We start from the raw sequence: 17,977 nt of genomic DNA, 5'->3' as shown, positions 1-17,977 counted from the left end.
TCGACTTGATGATCGCGAACGGCCGACCCTAAGCAGACTTGCGTGGCTTCGCCCGCGCTTCACCTGCCGGTCTCTTCTCTTGTCGCAGGTTCTTGTCGGAGGAAACCTGCTTTGGGCAACAGGCTTTCACTCTGGCTTCACGGTCCATTCGCTATTCCCTGGCCGCGAGGAAGCGCCTAGATTGAGTTGGCGGATAAGCTTGACGCATTGCAGCCTGGGAGATGCGTTGATGGCCTGTCGGAAGTTGCTCTATCGCATCATTGCTTCGGTCGGGGTCAGCGCGACGCCTGCCGCGGCGGAGGAAAAGGCCCTTTCGATCGAGCTGAACGATGCCGTGGACGTCGACGGCGGCTGTCGGCTTGCCTATGTCGCCATGAACGGGACAGGAGTACTGCTCGACAAGACGTCCTTCGACGTCTTCACCTTCGACAAACAAGGCAAGGTCGGCCAGTCGCTCGTCTTCCAGTTCGGCCGCCTTCCGGCGGGCAAGACCAAAGTCGTGCAGTTCGACCTTGCCGGCCAGTCCTGCGCGACGATTTCGCGCCTGCTGATCAACGACATCACCGAATGCGTCGCCGAGGGGAAGAACTCGACGATATGCATAGATGCCCTGAAGACGACGGCGCGCACGTCGATATCCTTCGGGCTGTAGCCGGGGACCGCCGATGCTCGACGTCCTGATCGATCAACTGGGTTCGGCCGGCGGCCCGGTGCTGATAGCCTTGGTTGCCGTCTCCATCGTCGCGACCACGGTGGCCATCTTCAAGGTCGTCCAACTCGCCCGCATGGGCGCCGGGCGGTCGCGGGCGGCTCGAAATGCCGTTGCCATCTGGGCCACGGGTGACCGAGCGAGGGCACTCGACGAGGCGGCCAGGGAGACCTCGCCGGCTTCGGCCACGGTGGTCAGCGCTATGAAATCCCTTATCAGGCACCCGGGGGATCGGCAACGGGCCCAGGAAATTGCCGGGCAGACGGCGCTCGACCAACTGACCGAGCTGTCGCGCTATCTGCGAATCCTGGAATCGGTGGTGCAGGCCGCGCCTATGATGGGGCTGCTCGGCACGGTTATCGGCATGATTTCCGCCTTCGGCGAGTTGTCCCAGCGCAGCGGCGCCATTGATCCATCCGCGTTGGCGACCGGCATCTGGGCTGCGCTTCTGACGACGGCCGCGGGGCTCGCCATAGCCATTCCTTTCTACTTCGTCTGGGTATGGCTCGACTCGCGGGTGGAGGACGAACGAGCGACCATGGACGCGGCGATCGGTGCCGTGCTCAGCGTCGAGGCGGGGGCAGATTCCGGCCAGCGTGGCGCGGCGCGGGAGCGAGAGGAGCCCGGCACCGCGACCCGCCCGGCAACGGCTTGAAGACGGGAGATCACCGTGGGCCGGCACAGGATACGCTGGCAGCCCGCACGCCGACGTGCCTTGTTCGCACTGACGCCGCTGATCGACATCATGTTCCTGCTGCTCATCTTCTTCATGTTGTCGTCCCAGATCGCACCTTATTCCCTCATGCCGATCGGGAACGTCGCGACCGGAATCGAGGACGGAAACCAGACGGGCGATGCCGCGCGGACACGCGACCTCGCCATTCGGGTCTCACACGGTTTCGTCAGCGTCGGTGGCGAGGCCATCCCCTTTGAAGAACTCCAGCCGGCGCTCAGCCAGCTGATTTCGCGTGGCTCCACCGGCTTCCTGCTGATTGCCACGAGGTCGGCGAGCGTCCAGGACATCGTCACCACCCTCGAGGCCCTTCAAGCGGTCTCCGCCGGGAGGGTGACGCTGGTCGATGCGACCGGGAGCACGCCATGAGCTTCCTCCCGTCTCGCCCCAGACGGCCGCGGCACGACTTCTCGCTGACCGTCATCAACATCGTTTTCCTGCTGCTGCTTTTCTACCTGGCAACCGGCAGCCTGATCAAACGCAACGAACTGGAGACGGATGTCCCGGTCACGCTGGACCTGCCGTTGGAGCGGCTCCCGCGGCCGCTTCTGCTGATTGCGGCGGACCGTTCGCTCTCCCTCGATGGCGCGCCGCTGACCATGGACGAGTTCCCGACGATGGTCCGCGAGGCGGCATCCGCAGGTGGCTTCCTGAATGTCCTTGCAGACCGCTCGATGGCCGGCCGCGACTTTCTCGAGGTCCTGGCGCGTGTCGACGCGGCTGGTGTCCCGGTCCGGATCGTAACGATGCGGGAGACGATTGCCGGAGCCGGTCCATGAAGCGACAATCGGAGCCGGCGCTTTGGCTTGGCGCCTTCTGCGCTTCGCTGGCATTGCACGCAGCGATCACAACGGGCCTGATCCTCGTGCCGGCGAGCCGGCCGAGGGAACCGCCGAGTACGAGCATCGCCCTCTATTCCATCCGTCGCGCCCAGGTCGGCGAGGCAAGTCCTCCCTTGGCATTGGCTCCGGTGGCTCCCTCCGCAAGAACGGCGATTGCAGTCGGGCAAAAGGAGATCGCCAGCCAGCCGCCGACGGCACTTCGCCTCGTGCCGAACCGCGGAGACCTGACAGCGGCCACGCCGGTTCTGCCGCGTGCGGCGACCCCCGTTGTGGCGGTGCCCACCGCATCCGAATCGGAAGCGGGGAACCTGCACCTTCCCTTGCCGGGCCTCGTGGCGCCGGGGTCGGTCGCGCGCATCGTCGCGCCGACGGTCCTGACCGATGCGTCCGCGGATCGATCGATCGAAAATACGATCGCATCGCAGCCGAAGGCCCCGACGGCCGCCCCGGTTCCTCGTCCGGGGTCGGTTGCACCTCGCCAGCAGAGCGGGCCATCGGCGCAATCGACCGCACGGTTCCCCCTGGTCGCACCGAGCACGGATTCAGCAAAGGCGCCGTCGCCTTCCCTCGCTGATCCGGCGGTCGAAGCGACGCCCCAGCAGCGTCATCTGTCCGCAGTGGAGGCAACCAGTTTGCGTCGGTCGACGGCCGGTTCCGTGGCGCCGGCGGCAACCGCACCTATCGTCGAGCCGATGATCTCGCAGCGGCCACGCTCGGACCCATCGGTCGCGAGCGCTGTCGGATCGCCGGCCGCGACGGCGGCTCCAACCCGTCCGTCGCTATCTCTTGCGCCGCTTCAGCAGGGCGGGTCGCCGTCGCCATCGACGGCGCCGCCACGCCCGGTGGAGCCCAGTACGCTCCCAGCGACGGCCCTGCCGCCTGCCCGGCCGGCGCTTGAAGCGCCGCCGAAGCGCGCGGGTCCACCCGCACTTTCGTTCTCCGGTGCCGGGCAGGTGGTCACTGCGGTTGATGAAGCGCCGGAGCCCAGGATTGCGATGATACCACAGGAGCAGCAGCGCCTGATCCGGCCCCGGGAAAGCGCCGCCGAAGCACTCGCAAAGATCCTCGACCTCATCTCCGGGCAAATGAACAGCCAGTGCTTCCTGGCACTCGCGTCCGCCAGGGGTGAAACCATAAGCGTGAACGGCTTCGCCACCGCGGCCAGGCCTGTGAGTGAGCTCCAGCGGCGCATTCGGCGATTGATCGAGCTTCCGATCGACGTTCGCGGACATGTCGTGACGGACGCGCAATGTGCCGCTCTTGCCTTCGCCGGCGGTCTCGAAGGCTATCCGGAGCCGCGCCTGCTGGTAGAGCTTGCCGTCAGCGAAATCGCAAGCGGGGACGAGCTTTCCGGGCGCATCAGGAACCTGAGCCGCAAGCGCCTCTATCTCGTCGTGGTGGACGACGAGGGCAAAGTGCAGGAAGTAGAGCAGTTGTTCCTGGAAAGCGATGGAACGGTCGGCTTTCGGGCACCCCTCACTCTCACCGACGGCCCTGTCGGAACGGAGCAGCTTCTCGTGGCAATCGCCAGCGACGAAGCGCTCGAGACGTTCTCGTTGCAGGAGGGAGAACAGGCGGCCGCTTTTTTCGACGAGCTCCGCGCCGAGATCAGGCGCAGGGGCAGCACAGTCGATTTCGGCATGGCGTCTGTCATCGTCAGGTGAGGCCTCCGGCCTATCCGCCAAGCCGGAAGTATTTGGCCGTGGCTGCGCCGCCAATTCCCTTCGCCTGAATCTCGGCCAGAATCTTGGGCAGCACCTCCGACGCCGGCGTCGGCTTTTGAAACGACGCGGCCTCGATGTCGCCGGAGGCACTGATCGCCATGATGATCTGTGGAACAGCCTTTCCTCCCGCTCGGTCGGCGGCACTCAGCCCGATCGGGATGCTGAACGAGGCGGTGTCCGCTTCGATGGCGACCCGGTCGTCGAGATTGAAAGCCATGCCTTTGTGGTCGATCAGCAGAAGGCTGGACTTGCGCCCGGGAGCCAGTTTGAGCGCGCCGCTCACCGGCGAATTACTTTCGACCGATGTACGATAGAGCGTCAGCTGCGGGACTTCACCCGCGCCGAGCCCGCGCAGGAAGTCCGTTACGGCGCATTGCGCGGGCTCTATGAGCCGGACGCCCACTTCCGGCTCGATATCGAACCTGGATTGGAAGGCCTTCATCATCTCTTGAAACGGTTGGACGTCCGTTCCGAAGCCTTCGATTTCGATCGCCGTATCGGTGGCCGATGTCGTCGTCGCGAAGAAGCAGTCGCCGCCGGCATATTCGCGCAACCATGAGATACGATCCGCCACGCCGTCCAATGCAACGGTCGCTGGGCCGGGCGGCTGGCGCGGATCGGCGAGCCGGCCCGCCCCCTCGTCGGATTGCAGGTCGTCCGGGTCCTTCGCCGCAGGCGGCTCCACAGACGGCGAAGCAGAACCAGGCGCCGACGGCTCGCGCGCCATGCTCCCGGGGGCGCTTTGCCGTTCGCTTGTCCCGCCGTCAGTACCGCCCCCGGCGCCCGCCGGTGGCTTGGTCACTTCCGGTTCGGAGAGGGGCACGGGAACGCGAGCTGGCTCCCGGGGCTGAGGAACGGGACCGAAGACGCCTCCGAAATAGGCACCGGCACCCATGCCCAGCGCCACGACGATAACCGATATGGCGACGATCGTGGTCCTGTTCTTCCACCATCGTCCGCGAGTTGCCTGCCCGGCACGTGCCGGAGCCGGGCGGGCCTGGTCCAGGAGCACGGGACGCCTGTGCGACACGAAGCCGGGCTGGGCGCTGCCAGGCGCCCATGATTGATCGGTCGGCGGAGTGCTCGCCTTGCCTGTAACGGGCGATGTTGGCGTGGCGGCCGACGAGGGCTCCTCCAGCCATGGGTGAAGCGAAGCGTCACGATAAGGCGAGGATTGCGCCACGCCTGCCGCTCTGGATCGTTCGGTGTGGTCGCCGCCCGCCGGAAGATCCGCCCGCGCCATTTCGACGATCTCGTACATGCTGGACGGTCGATCCGCCGGGTCCGGCTGCAGCATGGCTTCGATCACTGGCCGGAAATCGTCATCTATGCTGGTCAGGTCCGGAACGGTGCGACGTTTCTCGACGATTTCGACCTGGGACCCGCTCATCTCGATGGGCTTTCCACGCAGTGCTGCCGCGAGCACCAGCCCCAGACTGTAGATGTCGGATTTCTCGCTGACCTCGCCTCCGAAAAGGCCGAGCTGCTCGGGCGACACGTAGTTGTATTTGCCGGCGAACCTGCCGCCGATCAGCGTTCCGTCACCTATGCCGGCGGATCGCGCTATGCCGAAATCGATGATCTTCGCCCGGTCCACCCGCCCTCCCGGCAGGATGATGTTGTCGGGCGAAAGGTCGCGGTGGAGCGTATGCGCTTCGTGGACTGCGCCGAGCCCCGCAGCGAGGCGAATACAGAGCCTGCGCACATCGTCCGTTGGCATTGGACCGCGACGCATCACGTCGAACAAGGACTCGCCGTCCACAAATTCCATCGCCAGATAGGGACGGCCTATAGCCGGATCGATCGTGAAGACGTGATAGCGGACGATCGCATCGTGCGACAGACGGTTGAGTATCGACGCCTCCTTGCGGAACAGCGAAAGGATCGTCTGGTCGCGGGCGAATTCGGGAAGCACGATCTTGATCGCCACGAGGTCGCCGGTCTGGATATTGTGGCCGCGATAGACTTCTCCCATGCCGCCCGAGGCGAGGCGCTCGTCGAGCTCGTAGATGCCGCTGAGCTGTGTTCCCGCCGCGGCACGGGTCGTTTCGGGTTGAATTCGCGTCTTCTCGTCGGAACTCATGGCGCTTTGTGTCCCTGCCGGGCGGCGGTTTTACCCGCCCGCGCCGCACCGATATTGACGATGACGATCGTTACATTGTCGGTTCCGCCTCGCGACAGCACCGTTTCGAGCAGCGCATTGCAGGCATCCTGTGGAGCCGCCGAAAGGACGGCCGCCCTGATCTCGGAGTCGCTGACATGCGCCGTCAGGCCATCGCTGGCCAGGACGAAGATATCGCCAGGCAGGGTCTTCCCTTGCTCGTAATCGATGAGGACATCCTCACTGACGCCGACGGCACGAGTAATGACGTTGCGGCGCGGCCAGTATCGCGCCTCCTCCGAAGTGATGACGCCGCGATCGAGAAGTTCCTGGACTTCGGTGTGATCGTGCGAGATCTGGACGATCACACCGTCGCGGACGAGATAGATCCTGCTGTCGCCCACCCAGAGGCAGGCGAAGCTGCCGTCGATCGCGAGCAGTGCCGCGATGGTCGAGCCGACGGTCTCGCCGCGCGCTTCCGAGAGCTTCCGGATGTCCTCATGAGCCCGGCTCAGCCGATCCTCGAAACGTGCGCGAAGGTCCCTGGGCGAATTGGCCGTCCCCACCGTCGCGAGATGCTCGACGATGCTCGCGGACGCGACCTCACCGGAGTCATGTCCTCCCATGCCGTCGGCCACCAGCCAGATCCCACTGTCGGCATCGATCAGAAAACGGTCCTCGTTTATCTGGCGCACGCAACCTCTATGGCTGACGCCATAGCTCTCGACCGCGAGCGCGACCTGGCCCATGTGCCTCCCAGCAATTCCCGAGCGCCCGCTGTGGCGCTGTCTGCGCTCGCTGTTTCCAGTCTGCCACAGTTTCAGGCGTTTCGGTAAGTCATAACTGGTCCGGGCAGCTGAATTCGGAGAGCGCCGGCAGGACCAGGGGGTTGACCCCCGAGCCGGCGCGAATGGTGTAGGCGACGTCGCGTCCGCCTATGAGGAACCGCGCCTCCAGTCCGTTGTCGCTGGGGCTGAGCGAGGCTGCGCCATCGAGAAGACGCATCAGCGCCCATGGACCGTCGAAATGGACGGCGAATTCCCGTCCTGGGATCTCCGGGGTCAGGCTTAGGCCGGCGCCGCCCGACGAGGTGCTGGCGGGCCAGTTGAAGGTCGACGGCACGCTGCCGGTCTGGTGGCTCTGGACGATCTGGCCGTTCACGTCGAGCAGGGCCATGTCGGCGTCGACATGCAGCGAGAACGGCGTGAAGGTGATGCTCACGCCCGGCGCCGACCCACCTTGCGGGAAGAATGCATCCCGGATCTCGGCGGCTCGCTGGAAGGCTTTCAACGTCGACTTGGAAAGCTCACGTCCGAGACGGCTGTCCTGCCTCCATTGCCAGTCACGTCCGCTGAGATCGGCTAGCGGAGCGAGGTTTTGCGCGAAGAATCTGTCGATCACGCCACCGGGTGCAAACAGCCGGGCAAAGTCAGTGAGGGATGCATCGCGATCGCTGCGCCTGGCAAACGGGTAGGCGTTGGTGACCAGTCGATTGCAGGGCTCGGTCACCGCCTCGGCAAGCAGCTTGTTCAGTTGCGCAATCGATGTTCTTGCGACGTCGCCCTCGAAATCGTCGGCGGCGGCGTTGACCATGCTGGCGAGCTGTTTTGGAAGCCGCGACGCGTTGGCTCGAAGATTGTGAACCTGAAGCTGCAGATTGGCGTTGGCGCGCTCCGCCTGTGCGGGACTGTTGGTCGCCATGACGAGGCTTCGCAGCACATTGTGGAAATTCTGGATGAGGGCGTCGATCGGTCGCCCACCGGGATTGCCGTCGACGAGTATTTGGAACGGTTTGAAATGGGCCTCGATATTGGCGCCGGGAATCTGGTTGGTCGGCCGCTTGAAAGCCCCGCCAGCGCGGCTTTGCGATTTGCCGGAAGGAAGGTCGACACCGATGCGGGCGAGGCCTTTTGCCATGCTCTCCATCGCTCCGGGGGCAGGTTCCGTGTCTTCGCCGGCGCGCAAGTCCCGTGTAAGAGCCGTTTCGTCGGCCACCGCTTCAACCAGTTGCGTGATCGGCGATGTCGGCGAAGATGCGGCGGACAGTGACGCATAGTCAGGCTTGTCTTCCGTCATGGGCCTCAGCTTCAGATTGTCGAGCAGCTTCGTCCACGTCGCTAAGAAATCCCTGCCGTAGCGCTCCAGCAGTTCGGGGCCGAGACGGTCGAGTTGCTCCTCCACTCCGACCTGCGCGCCGCCTGCGCCCATGACCCATTGGTCATCGACGACCTTTTGCGCGACCGTTGCAAGCTGCGGCAGAAAGAATTCGTTGAATCCGCTCCAGGTGTAGATGCCGGGCACGCGCAGCGCAGCGATGCCGCGGCCGTCGCGGGCCTCGAAGACCAGAGGCGACTGGGGACCGGCGCGCGCCGCCACGGAAAAGTCGTCCAGCCCTGCCGAGTGGATCGCCGAATTGACCAGCGCCCGCGCAAGGTCGGCCATGTCCATGCGCGATAGCGACCGCTGCGCCGTCTCGACAAGACTGCGGTCGAGCTCGTAGGTGGGACCGCGTCCGTCGTCGAGGTCGAGCATGGCGCGCAGGTGCCGTTCGAGCTCGTCGCGTCCCTCGCGATTGGCAGGTCCGGGATAACGGTTCTGCTCCCAGTCCTGCTTGATCCAGGCAATGATCAATTCGTCATCGATCCGCGGTGCCTGGCCGCCCAGCATGAGATAGACCTTCAGCGGCTCATAGAGCTCGATCGGCTCCGCGAGCTTTGTCCGGATAGCGCTTTCGACCTGCAGAACAAGGCGCGATCGCAAGAGACGTTCGAGCGCCTGTCGGTAGGCTTCCTTGCTTGCCGAATTGAGCTTGGCGCGCTGGCTTAGGCCGAACCGTTCCTGAAGCGGCGTGGACGTTTCGCCGCTGTCATAGCCGGCGGGAAGGTCGCGCAGCAGAGCCAGCGTCTCGACGATGTTCTCAAGATCGACGCCGGTCACCTCGGTGCTTCCAAGAGGCGAGTTGTTTCCGACGTGAACCTGCCTGATCAGCGCCTGCGTCGAATCGACCAGCGCGCGGTTCCTGACGAAACTAACACCCCACGCGCCGATCAGCGTCGCGGCCCCGAGCACAAATGCGGCGAGGCCTCCATAGCGGAGAAGGGCGGCAGGACGGAGAGCCGGCCGATCCCGCGATTTCCAGCCCGTCTCGGCGGGGATAACCTTGGTCAGGAGATCGCGGAGGAAGAAGTCCACGCCATGCGCGGAACCGGTATATTCGGCCGCCGCCCCGGTCTGCCTTGCCGAGGAGAAATAGAATCCGTGCAGTTTCGGCACCGCACGATAGGCGGCGGGCTCGAACATCCGCCCCGCCAGATCAACGATGCGCTGCTTCAGGGACGCGAACTGCAGAGGAAAGCCGAAGATTGCGATGCGCGCGATCGGATCCGGCTCGTGGTAAAGGCGGTCTGTCGTTTCCTGCGAAAGACGCTGGACCAATGCGTCGAACTCCTTCCCGACACGGCTGCCTGCCGTCCTCTCCTCCCGGTCCTGCGGTTGGAACATCGCCCCCCATACCTTCCCTCGGCGGCTGTCGTCGAAGCGGCCGAAAAACTCGGCAAAGCCGGGGACGAGGTCGGCCATGCTGAACAGCAGGTAGACGCCGAATTCGGTAGTCAGCCGGTCCTGTATCTCCTGCAGCCGATTGCGGATGGCGTGGGCTTGTGCGGCGAGCGCCTCACTTTCGAGCGCTATGACGTCCTTGAGGCTTATCACGACGATGACACCGTCGATCGGCTGCCCGGCGCGGCTCTTGCCGAGCAGCGACAGGAGCGCCAGCCAACTCTTCCGGTCGGTCGCGGAATTCGAATCCTGCATCGTCAGGCGACCTGGCGTGTCGATGAACACGGCCTCCTCGGCGAGCCACCAGTCGCATTGCTGCGTGGCGGCCTCTCGCGCGCTACGCGACGCGTCCGGGCGGAGCCCCCAATTGGCGATCGCCGCCGTCTTGCCTGCGTCCTGCCGGCCAATGACGAGATACCAGGGTTGCTTGTCGGCGATCTTGCGCTTGCTGCTCCGCGGCGCTCCGAGCGCTTCGTTCATGCGCTTCAGGAGCTCGGGGTCGCCGGTCGCCACGTCCGCCTCTGCGACATGCGGCGGATGCGTCGCCGATCTTCGCAGCAGCATGAGGACGCCCCAAGCCCCCGCCAGCAGGAAGGCCGCCGCAACGATCGCGGCGCGGACCCAAACCGGTTCGAACGGCCGCTCGCCGTTGAAGCCGATCATCGGGCCGGCATACCAGACGGCCGCAGCGAAGCAGGCCAGCGCGATAGCCGAGATGCTCCCGACGATCCAGGATCTCATGGGCTCACCGAACCGACGTGCGAGCCGGCTGCCCTCACGGCGTTTCCTCCTGCGGAATCATCAGCTCGACCCGGCGGTTGCGGGCCCGGCCTTCCGGCGTCTTGTTGTCCGCTATGGGAACGTCTTCGCCCTTGCCTTCCACCGACAGGCGCGACCCGTCGCTCATCCGCGGCGCGACAAGCTCCTTCACGGCCTCGGCACGGGCGAGGGAAAGATCGTAGTTCGACTTGAAGGCGCTCGACCGGCTGGGCTTCACATCGTCGGTGTGACCGACGACCTTTATCGGACCCGGTTCCGGCTCGAGCGCGGCGGCGATGCGCCCCGCGACCGGCTCGAATTCGGGCCTGAGTTCGGCCTTACCCGGCTGGAACAGCAGGAGATTGTTGATTTCCATAACGATGAAACCGTCCTTGGGCTCGATGATCAGATTTCCCAGGGCGGTTTCGGCGGCAAGGGCGGCGCGAATGCGGTCCAGCCGCGTGGAGCGTCTTGGCTCCTCGATAACCGGTGCCGGGGCGGTTCGCTCGATCGTGACGGCCGTGGGCGGATTGAGCGCCAGCAAGTTGTGGACGGCCGCGTCGCTTTGCCTTTCGACCGTGAAACGCATCGCTGCGTAGGTGACCGCGAGCAGCACGAGCCCGGCGGCGGCGACGGCCCAGAGCGGAAGGGATGCAGAAGCTCGTGCCGTCGTTGCGGATGGGTCCTGTGAGCGAGGGGAGATATCGTCCGCTTGCGGCTCAAGAACGCGAAGCGTCTCGTAGACGTCGCCGCGCACACGCATCAGACCGCTGCCGCCGTCGGCCAGGCCGCGATACTGGCCTTCGAAACCGAGGCCGAGACATGCATGCATCAGTTCGAGCAAATGGTAATGCGAGTGGGGATCGGCCAACAGCCTGTTCAGCGCCTCGAAGAAACCGGCGCCGGAGGCTTGGCCCTGGAAGAACTTCGACACCATGCCGTTCCGTATCCAGGCCTGCCTGTCGGAGCCGGGCAGGTTCCGCACGATATCGTCGGCCACTTCGCAAAGCGCATATTTCGCGATCCGGATCTCTTCGGCCGGGACGTTTCTTTCACCGGCCTGCCGCTCGAATTGCCGAATGGCCTCGGCAATGCCGTCCATCAACGGCTCGACCTGCTTCGTCCGAAGGCGTCCGAGAAGCAGGAGCAGCGGCGCCGCGGCGGCAATCAGCGGATTGGAGCCGGGATATGGCGCGCCGCCGACAGGTTCGAGCGAGGCTTCTGAGGCCGGCGCGCCATCCCAGCCGGCAAGAACGGTAGGCCCGACGCCTGGCCAGCCGCCCGGTGCGGCGTCGGCGATTACCGTTGCGCCGGGCCAGTCCTGGGTGGAGGCGCGGCCCGCTTGCGGAGAAATGATCGTTGCCGGCGACGATACGGGCTCGACGTCAGCGCGGCTCCGCTGCGGCGGAGTGCCCGCCGGGACAGACTTCGGCGAACCGGTTGGAACGGGCCGGATGATGGTTCGGTCGCCCGAGGCGATGGGTTCGTCCTTGATGCTCATGGCCGGTTTTCGACGCCGAAACCTCCGGCTTGCCGGCACGAAGCACGAGGCCTCGATGCGGCAAGTCGATGCAGCCGGGGGGCTCGCTGGCTAAAAAATTCCGCCGATGCCGATCCCGCTGCTGATATCGGGCGGAGGCGGAGCCGGCGTGCGTGCCGGACTCGACCTGCGTTTCGTATTGCCCGTTCTCGTTGAGGCCGGCTTGCCGCCGGCTTCCTGGGAGGCGACATCGGTTTGCCTGACTTTCTTCACGATCACCGGGGCCTTGCAGATGCGGCCGGAGCGCAGGAACAGATCGCCGAGCAGTTCCACGCTTGGCCCGTTCGCTGCAGCCACCTGCTTGGTGTTCTTGTAATAATCATTGAGGGCGCGGGCGGAACCCTTGCCCCAATCGCCGTCCACCGCCATGCGATAGCATCCCAGCCGGCGCAGTTCCGTCTGAACGCTGCGAGCCAGTTCCTTGGAGCTGTCTTCGGCCCCTTGCTCGACCGACGTCCCAACGATCAAGGTTCCGAGGTCGGAGACTACGCTCTGCCGCGCTCCGTCGAGGCTCGCCACCCTGGTGCCGCCCCGCTGCTCCGCCACAGCAGGCGGATCGCTCGCCGGGACGGCCAGCGGCGAGCCTATCGAGCGCATCGTCTGCCCGACGATCAGGACCGCGGTCTGCAGATCGTTCGACGCCAGTTCGACCTGGAGCTTCTGCTTGGCGACCGGGTCGGACAAAATCCGCGACAGGCTCGCGCTCAGCTGTGTCGGATCAATGACCTGCTGCTCGGTGAAGTAGAACTGTTCCCGAAGATTGGACTGGTCCCACGGGACTTGCCGGCCAAGCGTGAGCGCCTCCGTCTCGTTGCGGACACGGATCATCATGTCCGAAATGCTCAGGCCGGGGATCTCGACGCTCTTCAGAAGGGCAGCCGTGAAAGGGCTGTTCTCGCCGGCACCGTCGACCGTCACGTTGCCGGGCTGGGTCGCAAAGGCGATGAAAGTGTTCTCGCCGGCCTCGACCTGAGCGAGGCCGTTGCTTCCAAGGCCGGATGCGCCCATCGGATTGTTGCGGCAGGCATCGAGGAAGACGAAGGTCTGGCGCTCCCGGCTGGCGAAGCGCGCGATGACGTCGTTCAGCTTGACGGCCCGCCCGGTGAGCTTTTCGATGCTTTCCGGATCCGGCGTGTCGACCGGCAGCAGGTAGTTCTGACCCTCGATCTGGACCCCGTGACCCGCATAGAAGATGAGGACAGAGCTCGCCGTGGCAAGCCTCTTTTCGGCATCGGCCAGGAGCCGGTCGAAGTCGTCACGGGTGACGTTGGTGGCGGTCAGGACGTCGAAATTCAGCCTCTTGAGGCTCTCCGAAAGGCGGCTTGCGTCATTGGCGGCATTGGCCAGCTCCTCCAGGCGCTTGCTTTGATAGTCGGAATTCCCGACGACGATCGCCATCCGCCTCGACGGTTCGTCGGGGGACGTGTCCATCGCCGCAGCACTCGCGGCGAACGTCGATCCGATCAGCAGCAATGTCGGCACCACTGAATGGAGGAGGAGTCCGAAGAACGACATGTCTCTGTCCCCGTGCTGCCATCCGACAATTGGCAGTCGTCGAACGTATACGGGTTGGCAAAGTCGCCGCCTGTGGTGCCGGCCGGATACCTTCGAAGACCACTGCTTTTTCTACACCAACGAGCAGGCAAAAGATAGCACGCCATGCCATTGACACCGCCCTGAGATGACGGCATCGGCCTGATTTTACGCTCGTTTCACGCCAGACGTCTTATATTTTCTGTAGAAGGTTGCCTGATTTTCGGGCCGGTGGCGGCTGTGAAATGATGATCTCCAAAGGAAGAAGCTGCAAACGAGGGTTGCAGAAGACGTGGAATTTCTCCATGCGCCTGAATGACTTGCGACCAGTGTGATAAATTTACAATTGCGGCTCAGGCTGCCTGGATGGCATAGTTTGACACAATTGAACCGGGTTCTTCTTCAGTGATGTCGGCCATGGCGGGGCGGTCGGCGAAGGGAAAAGGGGGGTACTCTTGGTCAAGGCAGGGCCGACCGTCCGCGGTCCGAAATCTTGCGGCGCGCGCACCCGCAGCGACACCGCCAGAGGTGTTGCCGCTATTTGGCTTGCCGGCGCTTCCGGCATGGCCATCGCCGCGATGCTGATGTTCCCGTCGACGCAGGCACGCGCTTGCAGCGGGACGCTGGGTTTGGGCACGGGCGTCACCGTGGATTGCCCGTCCGGAACGTTCAGATCGTTCGCGACCAGCATTACCCCGTTCGAGGGCCCCCAAATCTACAGCGGTAACGGCAGCGACGTGATAAACATGTCGGGCGGCCTCATTCTCGGTACCAGTGGGGCTCTCACGCCGATCGGAGAGGTGGGTTTTCTCGACATCACGACCGGCACCATCGAAACACTCGGCGGGGTCGACACCTTCAACATGAACGGCGGTACGGTGGGAGATCCGGGTTCGCCTGTGTCCATATTTCTGGGAGACGGTGCGGATACCTTCACCATGACCGGCGGCACGGTCAATGGTTCGGTGTTCGGGCAGGGCGGCGGCAACACCCTCACCATCAGCGGCGGCACGATCGACCAGTCGATCTTTGCCGGCTCCGAGAATGACACGGTCACCATCTCGGGCACGGCGAACATCGTCGGCTCGACGGCCGATCCCGACGCGATCGGGCTGGAAGCCGGCGACGACACTTTCCTGATGACCGGCGGTACCGTCGGTGCGGCTGTCAGCGGCAATGAAGGCGCCGACACTCTGACCGTGCAGGGCGGGTCCATCGCCGGTTTCCTTTTCGGCAACGAGGGGGACGATACGATCGACGTCAGCGGCGGGACGGTATCTGGCGTTGTCGGCGGCGACATCGGAAACGATGCTCTGACCATCCGCGGAACCGGCTCGGTGTTCGCCGTCTCCGGCGGCGACGGCAATGACACGGTCACGGTTGCCGGCACGGCAGTGATCAGCGACGTGGTCGAACTCGAGGAGGGTGACGACACTTTCACGATGACCGGCGGCACGGTCAATGGTTCGGTGTTCGGACAGGACGGCGGCGACACCATGACCGTCAGCGGCGGCACGATCGACCAGTCGATCTTTGCAGGATCCGGGAACGACATGGTCACCATTTCGGGCACCGCGAACATCGTCGGCTCGACGGCCGACCCTGACGCGATCGGGCTGGAAGCCGGCGACGACACTTTCCTGATGACCGGCGGTACTGTCGGTGCGGCTGTCAGCGGCAATGAAGGCGCCGACACTCTGACCGTGCAGGGCGGGTCCATCGCCGGTTTCCTTTTCGGCAACGAGGGGGACGATACGATCGACGTCAGCGGCGGGACGGTATCTGGCGTTGTCGGCGGCGACATCGGAAACGATGATCTGACCATCCGCGGAACCGGCTCGGTGTTCGCCGTTTCCGGCGGCGACGGCAATGACACGGTCACGGTTGCTGGTACGGCAGTGATCAGCGACCTGGTCGAACTCGACGAGGGGGACGACACCTTCACGATGACCGGCGGCACGGTGGGGAGCGTGATCGGCCCGACCGTAACCCCGCAACCGGGCGTCTATCTCGGCGGTGGAGCCGATGTCTTCCGCATGAGCGGCGGCACCATCAACGGTTCGGTGTTCGGGCAGGGCGGCGGCAACAACATCACCGTCAGCGGCGGCACGATCGGGGAGTCGATCTTTGCAGGGTCCGGGAACGACACGGTCACGATTTCGGGCACGGCGAACATCGTCGGCTCGACCGCCGATCCGGATGCAATCGGGCTCGAGACGGGCGACGACATTTTCCTGATGACGGGCGGCAGCGTCGGCGCAGCCGTCAGCGGCAATGAAGGCGCAGACACTCTGACAGTGCAGGGCGGATCTATTGCCGGCTTCCTTTTCGGCAATGAAGGCGACGACGTCGTGGAGGTCAGTGGCGGCACGGTGGCAGGCCCTGTCGGCGGCGACATAGGCGACGATTCCCTCACCGTACGCGGGACGGGGAGGGTGTCGAGGATTACCGGTGGTGCCGGTAACGACACGGTTGCCGTTTCCGGAGATGCGAGGATCGACGGCGTCGTCGAGTTGGACGAGGGCAACGACAGCTTCGCCATGGACGGAGGCACGGTCGGCGGCAGCGTGCTCGGCGGCGCGGGGGCTGATGTCGTCATCCTCGAAGGTGGCACCATTCTCGGCGGCATCGACGCCGAGACCGTCCGCCTTTTCGGCGGCACGGTCGGCGGCGACATCACGGGGCTCTCCGGTAACACGCTGGTGATCGACAATGCCGCGACGCTGAATCTGAGCGACGGCGTCCTGTTCAGCGGCACCGATGCCACGGGCGTGATCAGTGGCACCAATCTAGCTGTCGGGAGCGAGAGCCAGAACTTCGCCGGCTTCTCCTCGCTCGCGGTCACAGGATCGACCCTTCGCTTCGCCGGCGGCGTGCAGGTGATCGACGCGCTGGCCCTGACCGGCGGCTCGACGCTGTTCTCGACCGGAGCCGTGACGCTCGCCTCGCAGGCGGGGGGCTTCGGCAATCTTTCGATCGCGGGCTCGACACTGAACCTCATCGACGGAAATCCCACCAGCACCTTGACGCTCGGAGGGCTCTTTCTCGACGGCGCGACGATCGGGCTCGACTTCAACCAGGTCACGGCCCAGGCCGACACCATCATTGCCAACGGCGCTGCCACCGCCACGGGCGACAATGTGATACTGGTCAATCTGCTCGGTACGCCGCAGATTCTGGAGACCACGCAGATACCCATCCTGACCGCGGCCGGCGCCCCGATCGGCGGCGCGTTCACAGTCAGCGGCATCAGTGGGACGGCCGCCGAGTTGTTCACCTATCAAGTTCTACCAGGCGCGGGCGGCGGCCTGATCCTCATTGCAACGCCGAATGCGGAAGTTGTCGGCCTCGTGTCGAACGTCGATGCGGCCGTCAATTCGCAGACTGTGGAGACGATGAAGGATGCGTTCTTCGACATCACCGGAGACGCAATTGAATACGGGCTCGGTCTCGATGGCGGAACGACGGGAGCGGCGGCTCCGATATTTGGCGTCTTCGCCTCGGGCCAGTTCGCTCGCGTGAACCATGACGGCTTCACGATCTCGAACGGCGCCACGAGTATCCAGGGGCCGTCCTTCGACAGCGACGACTTCTCGGCCGCGATCAGCCTCGATTTCAACGCCGCCAGGCATTTCGCCTTCGACCAGGAATACGGGCTCAATCTCGGACTGTTCGCGGGTTACACCTCCACGGATCTGGCCCTCGGCTCGTTCGGAGGTTTCCCCAGCGTCGGTTCCGGACGCAACGAGAGCGGCATGGCGGGCACCTACGGTCTGTTCCGCAAGGAGCAGAACTATCTCCTGGTCTCCGGAATGGTTCTTTTCGGCGGCACGGACGTCTCGAACGGCGTGCTCAACGGAGCCAGCGGCGAATACGACACGATCGGCTATGCGGTTACGGCATCGGCCGGCCACATCTTCAACTTGACGGAAAGGGCCCGCTTCGATCTGCGCGGCGGCGTGCTCGGCATCAGCTTTACCGGCGATCCCTATACGGACAGCCTCGGCGTCGAGCACGGGGAATCGAAGGTGTCCTTCGGCGCCCTGAAATTCGATCCGGGCGTGTATGCCGACTACCGGATGGAAAACGGCATGATCTTCAGCCCGTATCTGCGTGCCGATCTCCAGCAGCGCTTTGCCTACAACAACGAGGCGAGCGCCGGCGGGGTGGGATTCTTCTTCGACGACTCAGACTTTTCCGCGGCACTTTCGGGGGGCTTCAACCTGAAGATATCGCAATCCTCCACGGTCAGCGGCGAGGTTCGGGGCAAGCTTTCCTCCGATAGTTCCACGATAGCGGGCAAGATCGGGCTGAAGGTAGCATTCTGAGCATCGGGAAAGCTGCGAAGCGAGGACGGCTATGCCAACGCAGGTGAACCGAGGCCGACGATCCTGATCGGGCGCATGCCTGCCTCGACCACGGCCGGACAAGCCTCTTTGGATGAATTGGATTTGCAATCAGGAAGATAGCGCGTGATT

11 protein-coding genes are annotated in these 17,977 nt (G+C 64.6%); 6 read left to right on the top strand and 5 right to left on the bottom strand.

What is annotated here, in order from left to right; genetic code table 11:
* The first annotated feature begins 229 nt into the window (after positions 1–229).
* From JN280_RS26880 to JN280_RS26860, 5 genes are all read left to right on the top strand, one after another.
* Positions 230–652: a hypothetical protein gene (locus JN280_RS26880; protein ID WP_202306878.1), complete on the top strand. Its 423-nt coding sequence runs from the start codon at positions 230–232 to the stop codon at positions 650–652.
* Positions 653–665: 13 nt separating this feature from the next.
* A complete protein-coding gene (locus JN280_RS26875) occupies positions 666–1,364 on the top strand; it encodes a MotA/TolQ/ExbB proton channel family protein (protein WP_202306877.1) in 699 nt (232 codons plus the stop codon).
* 15 nt (positions 1,365–1,379) lie between these two features.
* Complete coding sequence (locus tag JN280_RS26870; protein ID WP_202306876.1) at positions 1,380–1,811, top strand: ExbD/TolR family protein; 432 nt, start codon at positions 1,380–1,382, stop codon at positions 1,809–1,811.
* Positions 1,808–2,221, top strand: a complete 414-nt coding sequence (locus JN280_RS26865; protein ID WP_202306874.1) for an ExbD/TolR family protein — start codon at positions 1,808–1,810, stop codon at positions 2,219–2,221. The genes JN280_RS26870 and JN280_RS26865 overlap by 4 nt, the downstream gene beginning before the upstream one ends.
* 1,058 nt (positions 2,222–3,279) lie before the next feature.
* Entirely contained in the window at positions 3,280–3,948 is a 669-nt protein-coding gene (locus tag JN280_RS26860; RefSeq protein WP_202306873.1) for a hypothetical protein, read from the top strand.
* Positions 3,949–3,958: 10 nt separating this feature from the next.
* Here the strand turns inward: JN280_RS26860 and JN280_RS26855 are convergent, their stop codons facing one another.
* The 5 genes from JN280_RS26855 to JN280_RS26835 form a co-directional block, all read right to left on the bottom strand.
* A complete protein-coding gene (locus tag JN280_RS26855) occupies positions 3,959–6,091 on the bottom strand; it encodes a serine/threonine-protein kinase (protein ID WP_202306872.1) in 2,133 nt (710 codons plus the stop codon).
* Positions 6,088–6,858, bottom strand: a complete 771-nt coding sequence (locus JN280_RS26850; protein ID WP_202306871.1) for a PP2C family protein-serine/threonine phosphatase — start codon at positions 6,856–6,858, stop codon at positions 6,088–6,090. The genes JN280_RS26855 and JN280_RS26850 overlap by 4 nt, the downstream gene beginning before the upstream one ends.
* An 88-nt stretch (positions 6,859–6,946) precedes the next feature.
* Complete coding sequence (gene tssM, locus JN280_RS26845; protein ID WP_202306870.1) at positions 6,947–10,408, bottom strand: type VI secretion system membrane subunit TssM; 3,462 nt, start codon at positions 10,406–10,408, stop codon at positions 6,947–6,949.
* Between the two features lie 34 nt (positions 10,409–10,442).
* Positions 10,443–11,927 (bottom strand): type VI secretion system protein TssL, long form, encoded by a 1,485-nt coding sequence (tssL, locus tag JN280_RS26840; protein ID WP_202306869.1) that lies wholly within the window; start codon positions 11,925–11,927, stop codon positions 10,443–10,445.
* 90 nt (positions 11,928–12,017) lie between these two features.
* A complete protein-coding gene (locus tag JN280_RS26835; RefSeq protein WP_202306868.1) occupies positions 12,018–13,481 on the bottom strand; it encodes a caspase family protein in 1,464 nt (487 codons plus the stop codon).
* A gap of 581 nt (positions 13,482–14,062) precedes the next feature.
* Between JN280_RS26835 and JN280_RS26830 the strand changes: the two genes are divergently transcribed.
* Entirely contained in the window at positions 14,063–17,827 is a 3,765-nt protein-coding gene (locus tag JN280_RS26830) for an autotransporter (RefSeq protein WP_202306867.1), read from the top strand.
* The last annotated feature ends 150 nt before the right edge of the window (positions 17,828–17,977 follow it).

The organism is Mesorhizobium sp. L-8-10, from assembly GCF_016756635.1.
In the GTDB taxonomy this organism is placed as follows: Bacteria; Pseudomonadota; Alphaproteobacteria; order Rhizobiales; family Rhizobiaceae.
The sequence above is the reverse complement of the archived record's forward strand: the minus strand, read 5'-3'. Positions and strand labels throughout refer to the sequence as shown.